The organism is Streptomyces sp. NPDC013317, from assembly GCF_055563155.1.
This window is the reverse complement of the sequence record NZ_JBVHDX010000005.1, coordinates 367575-386731: the sequence shown is the minus strand read 5'-3', so window position 1 is coordinate 386731 and position 19157 is coordinate 367575. Positions and strand designations below refer to the sequence as shown.

The 19157-nt window shown below is 70.9% G+C and carries 23 protein-coding genes; 6 read left to right on the top strand and 17 right to left on the bottom strand.

Annotated elements, in window-relative coordinates; translation table 11 throughout:
- The first annotated feature begins 21 nt into the window (after positions 1 to 21).
- Both ACZ3IJ_RS17365 and dapA read left to right on the top strand, forming a co-directional pair.
- On the top strand, positions 22 to 465 hold the full coding sequence (locus ACZ3IJ_RS17365; RefSeq protein WP_467468985.1) for a GNAT family N-acetyltransferase: 444 nt from the start codon (positions 22 to 24) through the stop codon (positions 463 to 465).
- A gap of 116 nt (positions 466 to 581) precedes the next feature.
- Positions 582 to 1460 (top strand): 4-hydroxy-tetrahydrodipicolinate synthase, encoded by an 879-nt coding sequence (gene dapA / locus ACZ3IJ_RS17360; protein ID WP_467468983.1) that lies wholly within the window; start codon positions 582 to 584, stop codon positions 1458 to 1460.
- Here the strand turns inward: dapA and ACZ3IJ_RS17355 are convergent.
- The 4 genes from ACZ3IJ_RS17355 to ACZ3IJ_RS17340 form a co-directional block, all read right to left on the bottom strand.
- Positions 1445 to 1663, bottom strand: a complete 219-nt coding sequence (locus ACZ3IJ_RS17355) for a hypothetical protein (protein WP_467468981.1) — start codon at positions 1661 to 1663, stop codon at positions 1445 to 1447. The genes dapA and ACZ3IJ_RS17355 overlap by 16 nt on opposite strands.
- Before the next feature lie 75 nt (positions 1664 to 1738).
- Complete coding sequence (gene dapD, locus ACZ3IJ_RS17350) at positions 1739 to 2722, bottom strand: 2,3,4,5-tetrahydropyridine-2,6-dicarboxylate N-succinyltransferase (RefSeq protein WP_467468979.1); 984 nt, start codon at positions 2720 to 2722, stop codon at positions 1739 to 1741.
- 43 nt (positions 2723 to 2765) lie between these two features.
- Complete coding sequence (locus ACZ3IJ_RS17345) at positions 2766 to 3371, bottom strand: TetR/AcrR family transcriptional regulator (RefSeq protein WP_467468977.1); 606 nt, start codon at positions 3369 to 3371, stop codon at positions 2766 to 2768.
- The gene (locus ACZ3IJ_RS17340; protein ID WP_467468975.1) at positions 3371 to 3691 is read right to left on the bottom strand and encodes a DMT family transporter; all 321 of its coding nucleotides are present in this window, start codon (positions 3689 to 3691) and stop codon (positions 3371 to 3373) included. Before ACZ3IJ_RS17340 ends, ACZ3IJ_RS17345 begins: the two co-directional genes overlap by 1 nt.
- Before the next feature lie 63 nt (positions 3692 to 3754).
- Here ACZ3IJ_RS17340 and ACZ3IJ_RS17335 point away from each other — a divergent pair, with 63 nt between their 5' ends.
- Positions 3755 to 4840, top strand: coding sequence for a DUF7847 domain-containing protein (locus ACZ3IJ_RS17335; RefSeq protein ID WP_467468973.1), 1086 nt, complete (start codon positions 3755 to 3757; stop codon positions 4838 to 4840).
- Here the strand turns inward: ACZ3IJ_RS17335 and ACZ3IJ_RS17330 are convergent.
- The 10 genes from ACZ3IJ_RS17330 to ACZ3IJ_RS17285 all read right to left on the bottom strand — a co-directional run bounded on the left by ACZ3IJ_RS17330 (position 4830) and on the right by ACZ3IJ_RS17285 (position 13562).
- Positions 4830 to 5195: a VOC family protein gene (locus ACZ3IJ_RS17330; protein WP_391798020.1), complete on the bottom strand. Its 366-nt coding sequence runs from the start codon at positions 5193 to 5195 to the stop codon at positions 4830 to 4832. The genes ACZ3IJ_RS17335 and ACZ3IJ_RS17330 overlap by 11 nt on opposite strands.
- A 64-nt stretch (positions 5196 to 5259) precedes the next feature.
- A complete protein-coding gene (locus ACZ3IJ_RS17325; RefSeq protein WP_329121978.1) occupies positions 5260 to 5598 on the bottom strand; it encodes a metal-sulfur cluster assembly factor in 339 nt (112 codons plus the stop codon).
- Complete coding sequence (sufU, locus tag ACZ3IJ_RS17320; protein WP_383163845.1) at positions 5595 to 6056, bottom strand: Fe-S cluster assembly sulfur transfer protein SufU; 462 nt, start codon at positions 6054 to 6056, stop codon at positions 5595 to 5597. Before sufU ends, ACZ3IJ_RS17325 begins: the two co-directional genes overlap by 4 nt.
- A gap of 9 nt (positions 6057 to 6065) precedes the next feature.
- Positions 6066 to 7334 (bottom strand): cysteine desulfurase, encoded by a 1269-nt coding sequence (locus tag ACZ3IJ_RS17315; RefSeq protein ID WP_329121975.1) that lies wholly within the window; start codon positions 7332 to 7334, stop codon positions 6066 to 6068.
- Positions 7331 to 8095: a Fe-S cluster assembly ATPase SufC gene (gene sufC / locus ACZ3IJ_RS17310; protein WP_352186263.1), complete on the bottom strand. Its 765-nt coding sequence runs from the start codon at positions 8093 to 8095 to the stop codon at positions 7331 to 7333. Before sufC ends, ACZ3IJ_RS17315 begins: the two co-directional genes overlap by 4 nt.
- Before the next feature lie 7 nt (positions 8096 to 8102).
- Complete coding sequence (locus ACZ3IJ_RS17305; protein ID WP_391798018.1) at positions 8103 to 8423, bottom strand: bifunctional 3-phenylpropionate/cinnamic acid dioxygenase ferredoxin subunit; 321 nt, start codon at positions 8421 to 8423, stop codon at positions 8103 to 8105.
- Positions 8423 to 9643 carry a Fe-S cluster assembly protein SufD gene (sufD, locus tag ACZ3IJ_RS17300; RefSeq protein ID WP_467468969.1) on the bottom strand — a complete coding sequence of 407 codons (1221 nt, stop codon included), beginning with the start codon at positions 9641 to 9643 and terminating at the stop codon, positions 8423 to 8425. Before sufD ends, ACZ3IJ_RS17305 begins: the two co-directional genes overlap by 1 nt.
- A gap of 86 nt (positions 9644 to 9729) precedes the next feature.
- Positions 9730 to 11145, bottom strand: a complete 1416-nt coding sequence (gene sufB / locus ACZ3IJ_RS17295) for a Fe-S cluster assembly protein SufB (protein ID WP_467468967.1) — start codon at positions 11143 to 11145, stop codon at positions 9730 to 9732.
- Entirely contained in the window at positions 11142 to 11870 is a 729-nt protein-coding gene (locus ACZ3IJ_RS17290) for a helix-turn-helix transcriptional regulator (RefSeq protein WP_467468965.1), read from the bottom strand. Before ACZ3IJ_RS17290 ends, sufB begins: the two co-directional genes overlap by 4 nt.
- Positions 11871 to 12035: 165 nt before the next feature.
- Positions 12036 to 13562 carry a carboxypeptidase-like regulatory domain-containing protein gene (locus ACZ3IJ_RS17285; RefSeq protein ID WP_467468963.1) on the bottom strand — a complete coding sequence of 509 codons (1527 nt, stop codon included), beginning with the start codon at positions 13560 to 13562 and terminating at the stop codon, positions 12036 to 12038.
- A gap of 174 nt (positions 13563 to 13736) precedes the next feature.
- Between ACZ3IJ_RS17285 and ACZ3IJ_RS17280 the strand changes: the two genes are divergently transcribed.
- From ACZ3IJ_RS17280 to ACZ3IJ_RS17270, 3 genes are all read left to right on the top strand, one after another.
- Positions 13737 to 14663, top strand: coding sequence for an ABC transporter ATP-binding protein (locus ACZ3IJ_RS17280; RefSeq protein ID WP_467468961.1), 927 nt, complete (start codon positions 13737 to 13739; stop codon positions 14661 to 14663).
- Positions 14660 to 15427: an ABC transporter permease gene (locus tag ACZ3IJ_RS17275; protein ID WP_467468959.1), complete on the top strand. Its 768-nt coding sequence runs from the start codon at positions 14660 to 14662 to the stop codon at positions 15425 to 15427. The genes ACZ3IJ_RS17280 and ACZ3IJ_RS17275 overlap by 4 nt, the downstream gene beginning before the upstream one ends.
- 84 nt (positions 15428 to 15511) lie before the next feature.
- A complete protein-coding gene (locus ACZ3IJ_RS17270) occupies positions 15512 to 16471 on the top strand; it encodes a COX15/CtaA family protein (protein WP_467468957.1) in 960 nt (319 codons plus the stop codon).
- A gap of 71 nt (positions 16472 to 16542) precedes the next feature.
- Here ACZ3IJ_RS17270 and ACZ3IJ_RS17265 read toward each other — a convergent pair whose 3' ends face one another.
- The 3 genes from ACZ3IJ_RS17265 to ACZ3IJ_RS17255 form a co-directional block, all read right to left on the bottom strand.
- On the bottom strand, positions 16543 to 17622 hold the full coding sequence (locus ACZ3IJ_RS17265; protein ID WP_467468955.1) for an amidohydrolase family protein: 1080 nt from the start codon (positions 17620 to 17622) through the stop codon (positions 16543 to 16545).
- Positions 17623 to 17729: 107 nt separating this feature from the next.
- Complete coding sequence (locus ACZ3IJ_RS17260) at positions 17730 to 18065, bottom strand: hypothetical protein (protein WP_383163870.1); 336 nt, start codon at positions 18063 to 18065, stop codon at positions 17730 to 17732.
- A gap of 114 nt (positions 18066 to 18179) precedes the next feature.
- A complete protein-coding gene (locus ACZ3IJ_RS17255) occupies positions 18180 to 19127 on the bottom strand; it encodes a heme o synthase (RefSeq protein WP_391798010.1) in 948 nt (315 codons plus the stop codon).
- Positions 19128 to 19157: the final 30 nt, after the last annotated feature.

Here is a 19157-nt window from a genome sequence, read left to right as displayed (position 1 = left end):
CACCCGTGCGACACTTCGGACATGATCCTCCGCCCCGCTGTCCGCGCCGAACTGCCCGCCGTCCTCGCCCTTCTCGCCGGCGAGGAGCGGGTCGTGGACCCCGCGTCCGTGACCGTCACGGAGGCGTACGAGCGGGCCTTCGCGGCGATCGTGGACGATCCGCGCAACGAGATGCTGGTCCTCGTCGACGGCGACATGGTCGTCGGGTGCCTGCAGGCGACGTACATCCCCGGTCTCGGCAAGGGCGGCGCGGAGCGGGCCCTGATCGAGGCGGTGCGGATCAGGGCCGACCGGCGGGGCGGCGGACTCGGACGGGAGCTGCTGCGCCGGACGGTGGAGAGGGCGCGGGAGCGAGGCTGCGGGCTCGTCCAGCTGACCAGCGACAAGCGGCGGACGGAGGCCCACCGGTTCTACGGATCGCTGGGCTTCGCCCGGAGCCACGACGGCTTCAAGCTCACGCTCTGACCCGGCCTCCGACCGTCGTCCGCGGCGGTCTCGCCCCCCACTCTTCAGTGGCGCTTACTTCTCACCCCAAGAAGAACTAAGTGGACCTTCAGCGTCAGGGCCCGCAGACTTCCCGGATGAGCACTGAACGCCCCTTCGGCCGGGCCCTCTGCGCGATGATCACTCCGTTCACCGCCACCGGCGGTCTGGATCTCGACGTCGCCCGCGAGCACGCCGCCCATCTGGTCGCCGAGGGCTGCGACGGCGTGGTCCTGAGCGGCACCACCGGCGAGTCCCCCACGACCACGGACGCCGAGAAGGCAGAGCTGATCGAGGCGGTCCGCGAGGCCGTCGGCCCCGGTCCGGCCGTGGTCGCGGGCGTGGGCACCTCGGACACCCGCCACACCGTGGAGCTGGCGCGCCAGGCCGAGAAGGCGGGCGCGGACGGGCTCCTGGTCGTCACCCCGTACTACAGCCGCCCGCCGCAGGCCGCCGTCGAGGCGCACTTCCTGAAGGTCGCCGACGCGACCGGTCTGCCGGTGATGCTGTACGACATCCCCGGCCGCACGGGCACCAGGATCGAGCCGGAGACGATGCTGCGGCTCGCCGCCCACCCGAGGATCGTCGCCGTCAAGGACTGCTCCTACGACCTGCTCGGCTCCTCCCAGGTGATCGCCCGCACCTCGCTCGCGTACTACTCCGGCTGCGAGGAGCTGAACCTCCCGCTGTACGCGGTGGGCGGCGCCGGATACGTCAGCACGGTGGCCAATGTGGCGCCCCGCCAGATGCGGGCCGTGCTCGACGCCTTCGACGCCGGCGACACGGCCGGGGCCGCCCGCCTCAACGGCCTCACCCTCCCGCTCGTCGAGCTGATGATGGCCTCCGGCCTGCCGGGCACGGTGACGGCCAAGGCCCTCCTCGGCGACTTCGTCCGGGAACCGCTGCAGCCCGCCGACCTGGAGGCGGTCGACGGGCTGCGTGCGGCGTACGAGGATCTGGTTCAGTCGAACACGTAGGTGGTGCCGAACAGCGCCGCGTGTTCGAGGACGTCCTCCAGCGGGTCGTCGATCTGACCGGTGTGGAGGGTGAGGTGGGGGCCGTTCGAGACGTACGGACCGTTCTGCGTCCGGGTGTGCGTCTCGTCCGCGGAGGCGACCGCGGCCGGCAGGAGCACCGCCGCCACGGTCAGCGCTCCGACGATGGTGGGCCTCGTCCTCATGTCGACTCCTCGCCTTGTCTGCTCGTGTGACCACGTCATCCTGTTAACGCAGCGTCACACGAGCAGGTCACGGCCTCAGTTGTGGCTGTGGAGGATCTCGTTGAGTCCGCCCCACACCGCGTTGTTCGGGCGGGCCTCGACGGCGCCGGTCACCGAGTTGCGACGGAAGAGGATGTTGTCTCCGCCGGACAGGTCGCGGGCCTTGACGATCTCGCCGTCGGGCATCGTGACGCGCGTACCGGCGGTGACGTACAGGCCGGCCTCGACGACGCACTCGTCGCCGAGCGCGATGCCGACGCCCGCCTCGGCGCCGATGAGGCAGCGCTCGCCGATGGAGATGATGACGTTGCCGCCGCCGGAGAGGGTGCCCATGGTGGAGGCGCCGCCGCCGATGTCGGAGCCGTCGCCGACGACGACGCCGGCCGAGATGCGGCCCTCGACCATCGAGGTGCCCAGCGTGCCGGCGTTGAAGTTGACGAAGCCCTCGTGCATGACGGTCGTACCGGCGGCGAGGTGCGCGCCCAGGCGGACGCGGTCGGCGTCGGCGATCCGTACCCCGGCGGGGACGACGTAGTCGGTCATCCGCGGGAACTTGTCGATCGAGGTCACCTGGAGGTGCAGGCCCTCGGCGCGCGCGTTGAGGCGGACCTTCTCGATGTCGTCGACGGCGACCGGGCCGAGCGAGGTCCAGGCGACGTTGGCGAGCAGGCCGAAGACGCCGTCGAGGCTCTGGCCGTGCGGCTTGACCAGCCGGTGGCTGAGCAGGTGCAGACGCAGGTACGCGTCGTGGGCGTCGAGCGGCTTGTCGTCGAGCGAGGAGATGACGGTACGGACCGCGACCACCTCGACGCCGCGGCGGGCGTCCACGCCGAGTGCCTTGGCGGCGCCCTCACCGAGGGCGTTGACGGCGGCGTCGGGGGTGAGCCGCTCGGTACCGGCGGGCCCGGGCGCGTCGGTCAGCTGGGGGGCGGGGAACCAGGTGTCGAGAACGGTGCCGTCACCGGCGATGGTGGCGAGGCCGGCGGCGACGGCGCCGGTGGTGCGAGGAGCAGTGGTCATGCGGAAAACCTAACGTTCGGGGCCCCGCCCGGGCCAACCGGTCTCAGGTGTCGGTCGAGCGTCCCGGCGGATCCGCCGACGCCCGTGCCACGGCGTTCGTCGGATCACCCGGCAGGAGACGCGCCAGCATCTCGCGGGCGTATTCCTCGTCGTACGTCCCGTCCGTCAGCAGGACCTGGAGGCAGATGCCGTCCATGAGCGCGACCAGCGCGCGGGCCGTCGCGGAGTCCGTCCGCCGCGAGAGGACCTCGGTGACGGCGTCCGTCCACTCCGCGGCGACCGGCCGCAACGCGGGGCGGCGGAGCGCGGCGAGGTAGAGCTCGTACTCCAGCTCCACCCCCGTCCGCGCGCCGCCGATCCACTCCCCCGTCAGCCGGGCGAGGGCGGCGGCGAGGTCGGCTTCCGGGTCGGCGAGCGCGGGACTCTCGCGCAGCCGCCGGCCGAACTTCTCTTCGGCCAGGCGCAGCGCGGCGACGAGGAGTTCGTCGAGGGAGGCGAAGTGGTACGTGGTGGAGCCGAGCGGCACGTCCGCCTCGGCCGCGACCGTACGGTGGCTGAGCCCGTCGATGCCCCGGGCGCCGGCCACGCGGAGCGCGGCGTCGACGATCCGCTGCCGGCGCTCGGGGTCGTGGCGGCGGGGGCGGGCCATCAGTGCGCGCCCCCCATGTTGAGCACGAGGACACCGGCGATGATCAGGAGGACCCCGGCGACCTTGGCGACGCTGAGCGTCTCGTTCATGAAGAGGATGCCGATGACGGCGACGGCGGCGGTGCCGACGCCGGACCATATCGCGTAGGCCGTGCCGACCTGGAGGGTCTTGAGCGCCTGGGCGAGCAGGGCGAAGGCGATCAGATAGCCGGCGCCCGTGACGACGGAGGGCCACAGCTTGGAGAAGCCCTCGCTGTACTTCATCGAGACCGTCGCGATGATCTCCGCCGTGATGGCGCCCGCCAGCAGTCCGTATCCCATGCGCATCATCGTACCCAACGATGTGTTCGGTCGTACGCAAAGCCTCCCGCTACGGTGTCCCGCATGACGTATCCCTCGGGGCCGTACGGCTACGGCTACGCTCCCCCGCCCCCGCCGCCGCAGCCCGGCGTGATACCCCTGGCGCCGCTGGGTCTTGGCCAGATCCTGACGGGCGCCTTCGCCACCATCGGCCGCTACTGGAAGCAGCTGCTCGGTGTGGCCACGGCCGCCTTCGGCGGGGCGCTGCTGCTGGTCGCGGCGGCCGGCGGCCTCGCGTACGCGGCGGTCGCGGACCACGTGCCGCGCGTCTTCGACCTGCCGAGCGGGCAGGAGCCGAGCTGGGACGACGGCCGCCCGCTGCTGGTCGCCTTCGGTCTCGTCTGGCTGATCGCCATGGCCGGGATGCTCCTGGCGAGCGCCGTGGTGTACGCGGCCTGCCCGGCCGTCCTCCAGGAGGCGGTGCTCGGCCGGCGCACCACCTTCGGCGCGGTCTGGCGCCGCTCCTGGTCGCGGGTGCCGTCGGTGATCGGCACGGTCTTCCTGACGATGCTGGTGGCCTTCGTGCCCGTCGCCCTCTTCATGGGCGCGATGATCGGCTTCATGATCGCGCTCGTCACGGCCGCGTCGAACGCGGGCAGCGGGTCGGACTCGGCGATGACCGCGTCCGGTCTCGCCCTCGTCGCCTTCCTCGTCGCCCTCGCCACGATGCCGCTGGCCACCTGGATCTGGGTGAAGCTCAGCCTGGCTCCGACGGCGGCCGTTTTCGAGGGGCAGGGCGCGACCGCCTCCATGCGCCGCTCCAGCGAGCTGGTGCGCGGCTCGTGGTGGCGGATCTTCGGTGCGCTGCTGGTCGCGGGCCTCATGGCGGGGTTGGCGAACTGGCTGATCCAGCAGATCCTCAGCACGCTTCTGTCGTTCCCGGTCTCGTTCACGGCCGCGTCCGGCTTCGAGACCCCGGGCGAGGTCATGATCGCGCTCGTGCCGGTCCTGCTGATCGCGGTCGTCGGCGGCATGCTGGCGCAGGCCGTCTGCTCGGTCTTCCCGCCCCTGGTCACCGGTCTCGTCTACGTCGACCAGCGGATCCGCAAGGAGAACCTGGCCCCTGCCCTGGTGCAGGCCGCCGGGACGCCGTCCGCGTTCAGTCCGTGAGCGACCGCTTCGGCCGCAGCACGCAGAACTCGTTCCCCTCGGGGTCGGCGAGGACGACCCAGGTCGCGTCCTCGCCCTGACCGACGTCGATCCGGCGGGCGCCGAGCCCGATGATCCGCTCGACCTCTGCGTCCCGGTCGTCGGGCGAGAGGTCGATGTGGAGCCGGTTCTTGACGGTCTTGGACTCGGGCACCGGCAGGAAGCACATCCCCGGCCAGGTGTGCTCGTCGGCGCCGATGACGATCTCCTCCTCGTCCTCGAAGAGGATCTTCCAGTCCAGGACCTGGGCCCAGAAGCGGGCCTGGCCCGGGAGGTCGTGACAGTCGACGGCGAGGTGGTACATGCGAACGGCCATGCCCTTCAGTCTTCCTGAAGGGCATGGCCGTTCGACAGTACGAAACGGTCGGAGACCGGGAACGTCAGACGTTGAACCCGAGCGCGCGGAGCTGCTCACGGCCGTCGTCCGTGATCTTGTCCGGGCCCCACGGCGGCATCCAGACCCAGTTGATCTTCAGCTCGCTGGCGATGCCGTCGGTCGCGGACTTCGCCTGGTCCTCGATCACATCGGTCAGCGGACAGGCCGCCGACGTCAGGGTCATGTCCAGCGTGACGACGTTGGAGTCGTCGATGTGGATGCCGTAGATCAGGCCGAGGTTGACGACGTCGATACCCAGCTCGGGGTCGACGACGTCGTACAGCGCCTCGCGGATCTCTTCTTCGGAGGCCGGCTTCATCGTGGCCTCGGCGTTCTCGGTCATGCCGACTTCCTCTCCGCGTCGCCCAGAGCCTGGGCCGTCGCGTCCTTCCACGCCATCCAGCTGAGCAGCGCGCACTTCACCCGGGCCGGGTACTTGGAGACACCCGCGAACGCGACCGCGTCCTCCAGGATCTCCTCCATGGCGTCGTCCGGCTCGATCTGGCCCTTGGACTGCATCAGCTCCAGGAACGTGCCCTGGATCTTCTGCGCCTCCTCCAGCTCCTTGCCGACGAGCAGCTCGTTCAGCACCGAGGCCGAGGCCTGGCTGATCGAGCAGCCCTGACCCTCGTAGCTGACGTCCTCGATCCGGGAGCCGTCGTACTTCACCCGGAGCGTGATCTCGTCGCCGCACGTCGGGTTGACGTGGTGCACCTCGGCGTCGCCGTCCCGAAGACCGCGCCCGTGCGGGTGCTTGTAGTGGTCCAGGATGACGTCCTGGTACATCGAATCCAGCTTCACGACCAGCCCCTACCCGAAGAAGTTCCGTACGTGCTCAAGTCCCTCGACCAGGGCGTCGACCTCGGCCGGGGTGGAGTACAGATAGAACGACGCTCGCGTGGTCGCAGGAATTCCGTACCGCAGGCAGACCGGCCGCGCGCAGTGGTGGCCGACGCGGACCGCGATGCCCTGCTCGTCGAGGACCTGGCCCACGTCGTGCGGGTGGATGTCACCGAGCACGAAGGAGATCGCCGCGCCGCGGTCCTCGGCCGTGGTGGGGCCGATGATCCGCAGGTCCGGCACCTCCTGGAGCCGGCGCACGGCGTACTCGGTGATCGCGTGCTCGTGGCGCGCGATGTTCTCCATGCCGATCGCGGACAGGTAGTCCACGGCCGCGCCGAGGCCGACGGCCTGGGCGATCGGGGGCGTACCGGCCTCGAACTTGTGCGGAGCGGGCGCGTACGTCGAGGAGTGCATCGAGACGGTCTCGATCATCTCGCCGCCGCCGAGGAACGGAGGCAGGTCCTCCAGGAGCTCCTGCCGTCCCCACAGCACGCCGATGCCGGTCGGGCCGACCATCTTGTGGCCGGTGAAGGCCACGAAGTCGGCCTGCAGCGCCTGCACGTCGAGCACCATGTGCGGGGCCGCCTGCGAGGCGTCGATGCAGACCAGCGCACCGACCTCCTGCGCACGCCGGATGATCGTCTCGACAGGGTTGATCGTGCCCAGCAGGTTCGAGACCAGCGTGAACGAGACGATCTTGGTCTTCTCGGTGATGACCTCTTCGATGTTCGAGAGGTCGAGACGGCCGTCGTCGGTGAGGCCGAACCACTTCAGCTTCGCGCCGGTGCGCTGCGAGAGCAGCTGCCACGGCACGATGTTGGAATGGTGCTCCATCTCCGTGATGGCGATCTCGGTCTCGTGGTCCACGCGGTAGGGCTCGTCGGCCCAGCCCAGCATGTTGGCCACGAGGTTGAGCGACTCGGAGGCGTTCTTGGTGAAGATCACCTCGTCGCGGCTCGGCGCGTTGATGAACGCCGCGACCTTGTCACGGGCGCCCTCGTAGAGCGCCGTCGCCTCCTCGGCGACCGTGTAGACGCCGCGGTGGACATTGGCGTTGTGGCGCTCGTAGTAGGTGTTGAGCGCGTCGAGCACCTGGCGCGGCTTCTGCGAGGTCGCCGCGGAGTCCAGGTACACGATCTTCTTGCCGTCGTGGACCACGCGATCCAGGAGCGGGAAGTCCTTGCGGATCGCCTCGGTGTCGAGGAGGCCGGAGAGCCCCTGATGGGCAGATGTCACGCGGATGCGCCACCCTTCACGTACTTGTCGTAGCCCTCGGCCTCCAGCTGGTCGGCGAGCTCGGCGCCGCCGGACTCGGCGATGCGGCCGTTCGCGAACACGTGCACGAAGTCGGGCTTGATGTAGCGCAGGATGCGCGTGTAGTGGGTGATCAGCAGGGTGCCGACCTCGCCGGTCTCACGGACGCGGTTGACGCCCTCGGAGACGATGCGGAGCGCGTCGACGTCGAGGCCGGAGTCGGTCTCGTCGAGGATCGCGATCTTCGGCTTGAGGAGCTCCAGCTGAAGGATCTCGTGACGCTTCTTCTCACCGCCGGAGAAGCCCTCGTTGACGTTGCGCTCGGCGAAGGCCGGGTCCATCTGGAGCTTCTCCATGGCCTCCTTGACCTCCTTCACCCAGGTACGCAGCTTGGGGGCCTCGCCGCGGACGGCGGTGGCGGAGGTGCGCAGGAAGTTGGAGACCGAGACGCCGGGGACCTCGACCGGGTACTGCATGGCCAGGAAGACGCCGGCGCGGGCGCGCTCGTCGACCGACATCTCCAGGACGTCCTCGCCGTCCAGGGTCACGGTGCCACCGGTGATCGTGTACTTCGGGTGGCCCGCGAGGGAGTACGCCAGGGTCGACTTGCCGGAGCCGTTGGGGCCCATGATGGCGTGGGTCTCGCCCTGCTTCACGGTCAGGTCGACGCCCTTGAGGATCTCCCGGGGGCCGTTCTCGGCCTCGACGGAGACGTGCAGGTCGCGGATTTCAAGCGTTGCCATGGGTGACTCAGGACTCCTGGGTGACGGAGACGAGCACATCGTCCCCTTCGATCTTGACGGGGTATACGGGCACGGGGCGCGTCGCGGGAAGACCGGACGGCTTACCGGTGCGGAGGTCGAAGCTGGAGCCGTGCAGCCAGCACTCGATGGAGCAGTCCTCGACCTCGCCCTCGGAGAGGGAGACGTTGGCGTGCGAGCAGATGTCGTTGATCGCGAACACCTCGCCCTCGGTGTGCACGACGGACACCGGCGTGCCGTCGACCTCGACCCGCTTCGGGGTGTCGGCCTCCAGCTCGCTCAGCGCGCAGACGCGGACGAAGCCGGCCATCAGACGGACGCCTCCAGCTCCGCCTCGATCTTGGCGATCAGGCGCTCCTCGACGTCCGGCAGGCCGATCTGCTGGACCAGCTCGGCGAAGAAGCCGCGGACGACGAGACGGCGGGCCTCGGCCTCCGGGATGCCACGGGCCATCAGGTAGAACAGCTGCTCGTCGTCGAACCGGCCGGTGGCCGAGGCGTGACCGGCGCCGGCGATCTCGCCGGTCTCGATCTCCAGGTTCGGCACGGAGTCGACGCGGGCGCCGTCCGTCAGGACCAGGTTCCGGTTGAGCTCGTACGTGTCGGTGCCCTCGGCGGCGGCCTGGATGAGGACGTCACCGATCCAGACGGCGTGGGCGTCCTGGCCCTGGAGCGCGCCCTTGTAGGCCACGTTCGACTTGCAGTGCGGCGTGTTGTGGTCGACCAGGAGGCGGTGCTCCTGGTGCTGGCCGGCGTCGGTGAAGTACAGACCGAAGAGCTCGGCCTCGCCGCCGGTGGCCGCGTACTGCACGCGCGGGTGGATGCGGACGACGTCGCCGCCGAAGGTCACCACGACCGACTTGAAGGAGGCGTCGCGGCCCACGAGCGCGTTGTGCTGGGCGACGTGGACGGCCTTCTCGTCCCAGTCCTGGACGGAGACGACGGTGAGCTTGGCGCCGTCGCCGAGGATGTAGTCCACGTTGGCGGCGAGCACCGCGTCACCGGTGTGGTCGATGACCACGACGGCCTCGGCGAAGGCGCCGAGCTCGATGACCTGGTGGCCGAAGGCGACCCCGCCCTCGCCGTGCACGGCGATGCGGATCGGCTCGCCGAGGACGGCCTCCTTGGCGACGGTGACGACCGAGGCCTTCTCGAAGGCCGAGTACGCCTGGGCGGCGACGCGGTCGACGGGCGTGCCGGCCTTGCCGAGCCGCTCGTCGTCACGGCCGACGGTCTCGACCGTGACGCCCTCGGGGGCCTCGATCTCGACCTTGACGCCCTCGCCGGTCGCGACGGCGGTGCCGTCGTGCAGGCCGCGCAGGCGCTCCAGCGGGGTGAACCGCCACTCCTCCTCGCGGCCGTGCGGGACCGGGAAGTCCGCGACGTCGAAGGACGGGGGCGCGCTCATGCGCGTGGCGACGGTGGACTCGGCGGCCACCGCGATCGCGCCGGCAGTGGTGGAGCCTGCCGGTGGGGGTCCCCCCTGCCCGAGCGCAGTCGAGGTCTTGGGGGAGTTCTGAGCCTCAGCCATGGCTGTCGTCTTGCTCTCTTCCTACGTTTCGATCCTCGGCCCGCCGCGTGGGGCGGGCCGCTAGCTGGTGGTGGGGCGTCGGTACGTCAGCCGACGGACCCTTCCATCTGCAGCTCGATCAGCCGGTTCAGCTCGAGCGCGTACTCCATCGGGAGCTCCTTGGCGATCGGCTCGACGAAGCCGCGCACGATCATCGCCATCGCCTCGAACTCGGTCATGCCGCGGCTCATCAGGTAGAAGAGCTGGTCCTCGGAGACCTTGGAGACCGTGGCCTCGTGCCCCATGGAGACGTCGTCCTCGCGTACGTCGACGTACGGGTACGTGTCCGAGCGGGAGATGGTGTCGACGAGCAGCGCGTCGCAGAGCACGTTCGACTTGGCGCCCGGGGCACCCTCGCCGATCTCGATGAGACCGCGGTAGGAGGTGCGGCCGCCGCCTCGCGCCACCGACTTGGAGACGATGTTGGAGGAGGTGTTCGGGGCCATGTGAACCATCTTGGCGCCGGCGTCCTGGTGCTGGCCCTCGCCCGCGAAGGCGATGGAGAGGGTCTCGCCCTTGGCGTGCTCGCCCATCAGGTAGACGGCCGGGTACTTCATGGTGACCTTGGAGCCGATGTTGCCGTCGACCCACTCCATGGTCGCGCCCTCGTAGGCCACGGCACGCTTGGTGACCAGGTTGTAGACGTTGTTCGACCAGTTCTGGATCGTCGTGTAGCGGCAGCGGCCGCCCTTCTTCACGATGATCTCGACGACCGCGGAGTGCAGCGAGTCGGAGGAGTAGATCGGGGCGGTGCAGCCCTCGACGTAGTGGACGTAGGCGTCCTCGTCGACGATGATCAGCGTCCGCTCGAACTGGCCCATGTTCTCCGTGTTGATACGGAAGTAGGCCTGCAGCGGGATCTCCACGTGCACGCCCTTCGGCACGTAGATGAACGATCCGCCGGACCACACGGCCGTGTTCAGCGAGGCGAACTTGTTGTCGCCGACCGGGATGACGGTGCCGAAGTACTCGCGGAAGAGCTCCTCGTGCTCCTTCAGCGCGGTGTCGGTGTCGACGAAGATGACGCCCTGCTCCTCCAGGTCCTCGCGGATCTGGTGGTAGACGACCTCGGACTCGTACTGGGCCGCGACACCGGCGACGAGGCGCTGCTTCTCCGCCTCCGGGATGCCGAGCTTGTCGTACGTGTTCTTGATGTCCTCGGGCAGGTCCTCCCAGGAAGCGGCCTGCTTCTCGGTGGAGCGCACGAAGTACTTGATGTTGTCGAAGTCGATGCCCGACAGGTCGGAGCCCCAGCTCGGCATGGGCTTCTTGTCGAAGAGGCGCAGACCCTTGAGCCGCAGCTTCAGCATCCACTCGGGCTCGTTCTTCTTCGCGGAGATGTCGCGGACGACGTCCTCGTTCAGACCGCGCTTGGCGGCGGAGCCGGCCGCGTCGGAGTCGGCCCAGCCGTACTCGTACCGACCCAGGCCCTCGAGCTCGGGGTGGCTGATCTCGGTGGTCATGCGGGGTTCCTCCCGGCCGTGCTTGCGGATGCTTCTGATGGGGTGGTCTGTGGGGCGCTGTGCGGGATGAACGTCGTGCAGACGCCGTCACCGTGGGCGATGGTGGCGAGACGCTGGACGTGCGTTCCCAGGAGGCGGGAGAAGATCTCCGTCTCCGCCTCGCACAGCTGGGGGTACTGCTCGGCGACATGGGCGACCGGGCAGTGGTGCTGACAGAGCTGCTCGCCGACCGGCGCGTTCCGCGCAGTGGCAGCGTACCCGTCCGCGCTCAGCGCCTTGGCAAGCGCCTCGGTGCGCTGGTCGGGCTCCGCCGACTCCACGGCCTCACGGTACGCCTCCGCCTGGTGCTCGAGCCGGTCGCGGGCGAAGGCCGCGACAGCCGCCTCGCCTCCGGCGTTCTTCTCGATCCACCGCAGGGCGTCGACGGCGAGTGAGTCGTACGACTGGTCGAAGGCGTCCCGGCCGCAGTCGGTCAGTGCGAAGACCTTGGCGGGGCGACCGCGGGTGCGCTGTCCGTAGACGCGCTTCTCCCGCGCTTCGACCACGTTCTCGGCGACGAGCGAATCCAGATGCCGGCGCACGGCCGCCTGGGTGAGGCCGAGCCGCGTCGCCAGATCGGAGACCGTCGACGGGCCGTGGTCCAGGATGGAGCGCGCGACACGGTTGCGCGTGGAGCGCTCACCGGTCGCGAGTTCCTCCACGGGAGCCTCGCCAACGTTTTTCACAACGCCATTGTTGCGTAATTCCTCCGAGAGTGACAAGCGACGCCGCGACGGGGTCACGGTGCTCTGCATCACTCAGGTAAGGCTTACCTGACCTGCGGAAACGATCTCCGGGGCGCCCCGCGGCCGTACCCCGGAAGGGTGCGGCCGCGGTCGTCCGGATGAGCCTCAGAGACCCGGGACGGCCTCGCCCGCGCCGCTGTGACCTCGCACGATCACCGTCACCGGGATGTCGGTCACCGGCCCGCGCCCACTGTCCGAACGGACCCGCAATGTCCCTTTCAGCACCGTGCCGGGGGCCACACCCGTCGTGTCGACGGTGACCGTCACCTCGGTCCGGTCGTACGGCTCCTGCCCGGTGCTCTCCAGGCCGCCTCCGGCCGGGGAGACGGTGAGCCAGCTCTGCCCGTCCTTCTCTGCCACGGAGTACGTGGTGGGGACGCTGCCGGTGTTGGTCAGGGTGAGCGTCCGGACGCGCCGGGAGTCCGACGGGGCCTTCACTCTCAGGGAGCGCTTGTCGGCGGTGACGCGGCCGGTGCCGAGCTCCGCGTCCACGAGGCGGACGCCGCCGGGAACGGCGGTGACCGTGGTCCGGTCGCCCCCGTAGTACGGCGCGCCGAACACGACGTCGTAGTCCTGCCAGGACGCCGGCACCTGGAGAAGATAGGCACCGTCGGCGTCGGCGGAGCCGGACGGCCCCAGGCCCCCGCTGTAGGCGGCGACCCGGGCGCCGGCGACCGGGAGCCGGTCGTTGGCGTCGGTCACCCGGCCGAGGATGACGGCGGTCCTCGTCTGGCGGAGGGCGATCACCGTCCCGTCCCGCAGGGTGCCCTCGTCCCGCGAGTAGATCAGCGCGCCCGCCCCGGTGTGGCTCTCGGCGCCGATCGTGGCGGACGAACCGTCCTCCCGTCCGGCCCCGGAGAGGCCCTGGTAGTGCAGGGAGGCGGTGCCGTCCTCGCCGATCACGGCGGCGAAGCCGATCCGCTCGCGGGCAGCCGACCCGGCGATCTTCACGTTCCGCCACTCGACGACGATCTTCCGGTGCGGGGCGGTACCGGTGGCGGCCCAGTACACACCCGACCGGCCGTCGACGGTGAGATCGTCCCCGAAGGCATGCAGGGTCCCGTCGGCCGTCTGGCCTCCGGGCGTGACGAAGGAGAGCACGCCGTCGACGGAGGCCGTCAGCGAGCGGTACGCGCGGCCGTAGAAGGGCACGGGGAACGGCAGCGCGAAGGCCGCCGTGCCGGAGGAGCGATCGGCCAGACGGAGCCGCCGCGTGCCGGCCGGGAACTCGGCGGCCGCCGTGACCGAGCAGGCGGTGCCGAAGGCGTCGGTACGGGACGCCAGCGCGACGTCCTCGGCGCCACCGCCCGCGGCGACCTCGACCGGGACGGTCGCCGGAGAGGCACAGCGGTGCGCGGGCGCGACGGAGAGCTCGTACGCTCCGGCGGCCGGAAGGCGCAGCGTGTAGCGGCCGTCGGCGCCGGTCGTCGTGGTGGCACCGGACGGCGAGGCGGTGACGACCGCGCCCGCCTCGGCCCCGGCGGCGCCGGTCACGATGCCGGTGAGGTCGGTCGTGGCGGCGTCGGCCCGCGCGGGGGCGGCGGCCAGCGCCAGGGGGAGCACGAGGGCGGCGGCGGTGAGCGCGGCGAGGCTTCTCCGTCGGTCACGTCGGTGCGATCGGGCCAGGTGCACGGACTCTCCTTCAGGAAAGGTGCGACATTCGTACGCACGATCACCCGATCGTGGAGGAGGAGTGCGCTCGGCGTGGCGGCTTCCGCCCAATGATTTCGGCCATTCCCGGGCCTCCGGGGCGGCCGGTTCTCCCCGCCGACCGGAGCAAAGGGACGGCTCTCTAGAATTCCGGGCATGAAGAACGAGTCCGTCGTCCAGGTCCGCGGCCTGGTCAAGCGGTACGGGACCAAGACCGCCGTCGACGGCCTCGACCTCGACGTCCGCGCGGGCACCGTCACCGCCGTCCTCGGCCCGAACGGGGCCGGGAAGACCACCACGATCGAGACCTGCGAGGGCTACCGGAGGGCCGACGCGGGCACCGTCCGCGTGCTCGGCCTCGACCCGGTGGCCGACGCGGCGCTGCTCCGGCCCCGGATCGGCGTGATGCTCCAGTCGGGTGGCGTCTACTCCGGCGCCCGGGCCTGCGAGATGCTCCGCCACATGGCGAAGCTGCACGCGCACCCGCTGGACGTGGACGCGCTGATCGAGCGCCTCGGCCTCGGTTCCTGCGGCCGGACCACGTACCGACGGCTCTCCGGCGGCCAGCAGCAGCGGCTCGCCCTCGCCATGGCCGTCGTGGGCCGCCCGGAGCTGGTGTTCCTCGACGAGCCGACCGCCGGACTCGATCCGCAGGCCCGCCGCGCCACCTGGGACCTCGTCCGCGAGCTGCGCACCGACGGCGCCACCGTCGTCCTGACCACGCACTTCATGCACGAGGCCGAGGAGCTGGCGGACGACGTGGCCATCGTCGACGCCGGCCGGGTCGCCGCCCAGGGCAGCCCCGAGGCGCTCTGCCGCGGCGGCGCCGAGAACACCCTGCGCTTCACCGGCCGCCCTGGGCTGGACCTCGGCTCGCTGCTCAAGGCCCTGCCGGACGGCACGCAGGCCGCGGAGCCGATGCCGGGCACGTACCGGATCACCGGCGAGGTGGGCCCCCAGCTCCTCGCCACCGTCACCACCTGGTGCGCCCAGCACGGCGTGATGCCGGACGGCATCGCGGTGGAGCGCCACACCCTCGAAGACGTCTTCCTCGAGCTCACGGGCAAGGAGCTGCGGTCATGAGTACGGGTACGTACGCCCCGAGGCCCGGAGCCGCCCCCGTCGGGCGGATGATCGCGGCGCAGACCGTCCTGGAGACGAAGATGCTGCTGCGCAACGGCGAACAGCTGCTGCTCACGGTGATCATCCCGTCGCTGCTCCTCGTCCTGTTCTCGACCGTCGACATCGTCGACACGGGCTCCGACAAGGCCGTCGACTTCCTCGCGCCGGGCGTCCTCGCCCTCGCCGTGATGTCCACCGCCTTCACCGGCCAGGCCATCGCCACCGGCTTCGAGCGTCGTTACGGCGTCCTCAAGCGGCTCGGCGCCTCCCCGCTCCCCCGCTGGGCGCTGATGACGGCCAAGACGCTCTCGGTCCTGGTCACCGAGGTCCTCCAGGTCGCGCTCCTGACCGCGATCGCGCTGGGGCTCGGCTGGTCCCCGCAGGGCGACCCCGTCTCCGTCCTGCTGCTGCTCGTCCTCGGCACGGCCGCCTTCTCGGGCCTCGGCCTGCTGATGGCCGGCACGCTGCGCGCCGAGGCGACGCTGGCCGCCGCGAACCTGGTCTTCCTGCTGCTCCTGGTGGGCGGCGGGGTGATCGTGCCGCTCGACAGGTTCCCCGACGCGGCCCGCGCCGTTCTGGAGCTGCTGCCGATCTCTGCGCTCTCGGACGGGCTGCGGGACGTGCTCCAGGGCGGCACCCCACTGCCGTGGGGGCAGGCGCTGACGCTCGCCGTCTGGGCGGTCCTCGGGCTCGGCGCGGCGGCGAGGTTCTTCCGCTGGGAGTAGCGGAGGGGTGACGTTCCGGGGTGACTTCGCCCGTAACGCACCCCTCGTGAAACCGTGCACAAGCCCCGTCCTACGATAGGGCCCGTGCTGACCCCCCTCGCCCTCATCGCCAAGCGCTGGACCCCGTCCCCGAGGACCCTCCGGCGCGCCGCGCTCTCCGCCGTCGTGATGAGCGTCCTCATCATCGTCACGGGAGGCGCGGTCCGGCTGACCGGCTCCGGTCTCGGCTGCGACACGTGGCCCAAGTGCACGGACGACAGCCTCATCGTCACGCCCGAGCAGGGCTATCGCGGTGTGATCGAGTTCGGCAACCGGATGCTGACGTACGTGCTGTCCGCCGCCGTCGGCTGGGCGATCATCGCCGCCCGCTCGACCAAGCCGTGGCGCCGCGGGCTGACGCGGCTCGGCTGGGCGCAGTTCTGGATCGTCGCGAGCAACGCCGTGATCGGCGGCATCACGGTGTGGATGGGGCTCAACCCGTGGACGGTCGCGGGCCACTTCATCGCCGCGAACGCGCTGCTGACCGTCGCCGTGATCACCTGGCACCGCACCGGCGAGGGCGACACGACGCCCCGCCGACGGGTGCCGGGCCCGGTGCGCAAGCTCTCCTGGGCGATCGTCGCGACGGCCGTCGCCCTGATCGTCCTCGGTACGGGCGTCACGGGGTCGGGCAAGCACGCCGGCGACAGCAGCGACGTTCCGCGCATGCCGTGGGACTGGACCGCCGCCGCCCACGTCCACGCGATCGCCGCCTGGGTGGTCTGCGCGCTGGCGCTGGCGATGTGGCTGGTGCTGCGCGTGGTCGACGCCCCCGACGACATCCGGGCGCGCGCCCGCGACCTGCTGCTCGTGCTGCTCGCCCAGGGCGGGATCGGCTACCTCCAGTACTTCACCGGGGTCCCCGAGATCCTGGTCGGCGCCCACATGCTCGGCTCCGCCCTGATGTGGATCGCGGTCCTGCGCCTGGCCCTGAGCCTGCGCGAGCGCCCGCTGCCCGCACCGGAGATCCCGGCCCAGCCCGACGCGGCTCTGGCGAAGGCGTGACCCCGCGGCACCACTCCCTGACCCGCCCGCCGGCCTGAGCTGTCCACGGCGGACGCCCCGGCCGGGGCCGCTCAGGCCAGTCCGTAGATCCTTCGGGCGTTGCCCGAGGCGATCATGGTCGCCACGCGCTGGGCGTCGCCCAGGGACCAGGCTCCGTCGCCGACCCACTCCCCGAGCACCCTGCTCAGCGCGCCCCGGAACACGCTCGCGGCGACGACGTGCAGCTCCGGCAGCGCGTGGGCCCCGCTGGAGAAGAGCAGCTTGCCGAAGGGGGCCAGCTCCAGCAGCTCGGCGAGGACGGCCGCGGCCCGGGCCCCGGTCCTGCCGAGGACGGAGCCGAGGTCGGCGTACACATGCGGGTAGACACCCGTCAGCTGGGCCGTCTGCCGGTGGTACGGGTATCCGTGCAGCAGGACGACGTCCGTGCCCAGGCCGCTGGTGGACGCGGCGAAGCCGGCGAGCCCTGCCGGGTCCTCGGCCCCCACGTGCAGCTGGAGCGGCCGCCCGGAGGTGACGGCGACCCAGAGCAGATGGCGCAGCAGCACCGGGTCGGTGAGCGGGCCGCCGACCGGACGCCGCGCGAGCCAGCGCCCCGCCGCCCCGCGGACCTCGCCGGGCCCCGGGGGCTCCGACGTCTGGGCGAGGCCGCGGCTCACCCCCGCGACGGAGGTGAACGCGACGGCGGTCGTCGCGGCGCCGTGGACGGCCTCGGAGAGGTTGGCGAGCAGCGACTCGACCGAGCCGGAGGTGTCGGCGACCTGCTCGGCGAGGGGTTCGAGCCGGATGATCTCGTGCGCGGCGGCGCCGCCCGCGGAGGCGATCTCCGCCGGGCCGGTCAGATCGCCGGGCAGACCGGTGTCCACGAGATACGTGGAGATGCCGGAGGCGCTCAGCAGCCGCCGCCCGGACTCCAGCACGCCCAGTTCCCGGCGGCGGGCGAGATAGCGGGCCGGCGGGCAGTGCGGCTCCAGACCGAGCAGCGGCGGGCACCAGCGGCGTACCGCGAAACCGGTCTGGGTGTCGAAGAAGGTGGTGCCGGCCGCGGGCGGCCGGGCGGTTCTGCCGAGGTAGGCCTCGAAGGTGCCGAGGCCGAGCTCCGTACGGAGCACCCCGTGGCAGTACTGGTCCACCAGGCTCGGGGTCTCGATCATTCGGGGGGCTCCCTGCGTGGACGTTCTTCCACACGTCCTAACGGGTGAGCCCCACCCGAGGTTGTTGCCTCGCCTCGAACGCCCCGGCCTGATCCGAGAGACAGGCCCTACGCGTTGGACGGGCCGCCCAGCTGGATTCCGGCCATCCGGGTCCACTCGTACGGGCCCGTGACGACCTTGGCGGCGAACTCGCCGTCGAACTCCTCGTGGAGGGTCAGCCCGGCCTTCTCGGCCGCCTTCTCTGCGACGGCGTACGTCGGGGCGACGAGGTCGCCCCAGCCGCCGTCCTCGCCGACGAGGACGATCCGCGTGCCCGCCTGGCCGATGTGGGCGATCTGCCCCTCGGCGCCGCCGTGCTCCTTGGAGAACGCCTGGATCTGCTTGGCGAGCTTGACCGCCCTGCGCTCGGCCTGCTTGCTCTCCGCCTGCTTGGTTTCTGCCATGCGACAGATGCTACCGAGGGGTAGATCCACTGGCGACGGCCGGTGCACGTGGTCTTGCCCACGTGCACCGGCCGTCGATCAGGGGCTGAGCTGCTGCCTCGGGAAGCCGGGGGACTACCTCAGGAAGGGGTCCACCGCGACCGCCACGAAGAGCAGCGAGACATAGGTGATCGACCAGTGGAAGAGGCGCATCTCCTTGAGCTTCGCGCCGGTCGCGCCGTTCTTCGCGCGGTTCAGCAGCGCGTGCGCCTCCCAGAGCCACCAGCCGCCGGTGAGCAGCGCGACGGCCGTGTAGAACCAGCCGGTGTAGCCGAGCGGGGTCAGCAGCAGCGAGACGGCCACCATCACCCAGCTGTACGCGACGATCTGCCGGGCGACGACCTTGTTGGAGGCGAGGACCGGGAGCATGGGGACGCCGGCGCGGGCGTAGTCGTCCTTGACCTTCATCGACAGCGGCCAGTAGTGCGGGGGCGTCCAGAAGAAGATGACCAGGAAGAGGATGACCGCGGCCCAGGACATCGAGTCGGTGACGGCCGACCAGCCGATCAGCACCGGCAGACAGCCGGCGATGCCGCCCCAGACGATGTTCTGCGCCGTGCGGCGCTTGAGGATCATCGTGTAGACCACGACGTAGAAGAGGAGCGCGCCGAGCGAGAGCGCCGCGGACAGCCAGTTGACGAGAAGGCCGAACCAGAGCGTCGAGACCACGGCGAGGGTGAGGCCGAAGACCAGGCCCTCGCGCGGAGTCAGGACTCCGGTGACCAGCGGCCGCTGCGAGGTCCGGTCCATCAGGGCGTCGATGTCGCGGTCGATGTACATGTTCAGCGCGTTCGCGCCGCCCGCCGACAGATAGCCGCCGAAGCAGGTGGCGAGAACCAGCCACAGGTTCGGCACACCCTGCTCGGCGAGGAACATCACCGGCACGGTCGTGATGAGCAGCAGCTCGATGATCCGCGGCTTGGTCAGCGCCACGTATGCCTTGACGCGGGCCCCGAACGGCCGATGGCCCCCCGGGCTGGGAGTCAAGACGACCCCTGCGGGTCGGGACTCGACGGCCGTCACGCACACCCCTGACAGAGAATTCCCAGCAAG

Coding starts and splice junctions, on each gene's coding strand:
- ACZ3IJ_RS17365 (WP_467468985.1), top strand. CDS start 22: ATGATCCTCCGCCCCGCTGTCCGCGCCGAACTGCCCGCCGTCCTCGCC.
- sufD (WP_467468969.1), bottom strand. CDS start 9,643: ATGGCTGAGGCTCAGAACTCCCCCAAGACCTCGACTGCGCTCGGGCAG.
- sufC (WP_352186263.1), bottom strand. CDS start 8,095: ATGGCAACGCTTGAAATCCGCGACCTGCACGTCTCCGTCGAGGCCGAG.
- ACZ3IJ_RS17335 (WP_467468973.1), top strand. CDS start 3,755: ATGACGTATCCCTCGGGGCCGTACGGCTACGGCTACGCTCCCCCGCCC.
- sufB (WP_467468967.1), bottom strand. CDS start 11,145: ATGACCACCGAGATCAGCCACCCCGAGCTCGAGGGCCTGGGTCGGTAC.
- ACZ3IJ_RS17265 (WP_467468955.1), bottom strand. CDS start 17,622: ATGATCGAGACCCCGAGCCTGGTGGACCAGTACTGCCACGGGGTGCTC.
- ACZ3IJ_RS17325 (WP_329121978.1), bottom strand. CDS start 5,598: ATGACCGAGAACGCCGAGGCCACGATGAAGCCGGCCTCCGAAGAAGAG.
- ACZ3IJ_RS17260 (WP_383163870.1), bottom strand. CDS start 18,065: ATGGCAGAAACCAAGCAGGCGGAGAGCAAGCAGGCCGAGCGCAGGGCG.
- ACZ3IJ_RS17275 (WP_467468959.1), top strand. CDS start 14,660: ATGAGTACGGGTACGTACGCCCCGAGGCCCGGAGCCGCCCCCGTCGGG.
- ACZ3IJ_RS17345 (WP_467468977.1), bottom strand. CDS start 3,371: ATGGCCCGCCCCCGCCGCCACGACCCCGAGCGCCGGCAGCGGATCGTC.
- ACZ3IJ_RS17280 (WP_467468961.1), top strand. CDS start 13,737: ATGAAGAACGAGTCCGTCGTCCAGGTCCGCGGCCTGGTCAAGCGGTAC.
- ACZ3IJ_RS17305 (WP_391798018.1), bottom strand. CDS start 8,423: ATGGCCGGCTTCGTCCGCGTCTGCGCGCTGAGCGAGCTGGAGGCCGAC.
- ACZ3IJ_RS17340 (WP_467468975.1), bottom strand. CDS start 3,691: ATGGGATACGGACTGCTGGCGGGCGCCATCACGGCGGAGATCATCGCG.
- dapA (WP_467468983.1), top strand. CDS start 582: ATGAGCACTGAACGCCCCTTCGGCCGGGCCCTCTGCGCGATGATCACT.
- ACZ3IJ_RS17330 (WP_391798020.1), bottom strand. CDS start 5,195: ATGGCCGTTCGCATGTACCACCTCGCCGTCGACTGTCACGACCTCCCG.
- dapD (WP_467468979.1), bottom strand. CDS start 2,722: ATGACCACTGCTCCTCGCACCACCGGCGCCGTCGCCGCCGGCCTCGCC.
- ACZ3IJ_RS17355 (WP_467468981.1), bottom strand. CDS start 1,663: ATGAGGACGAGGCCCACCATCGTCGGAGCGCTGACCGTGGCGGCGGTG.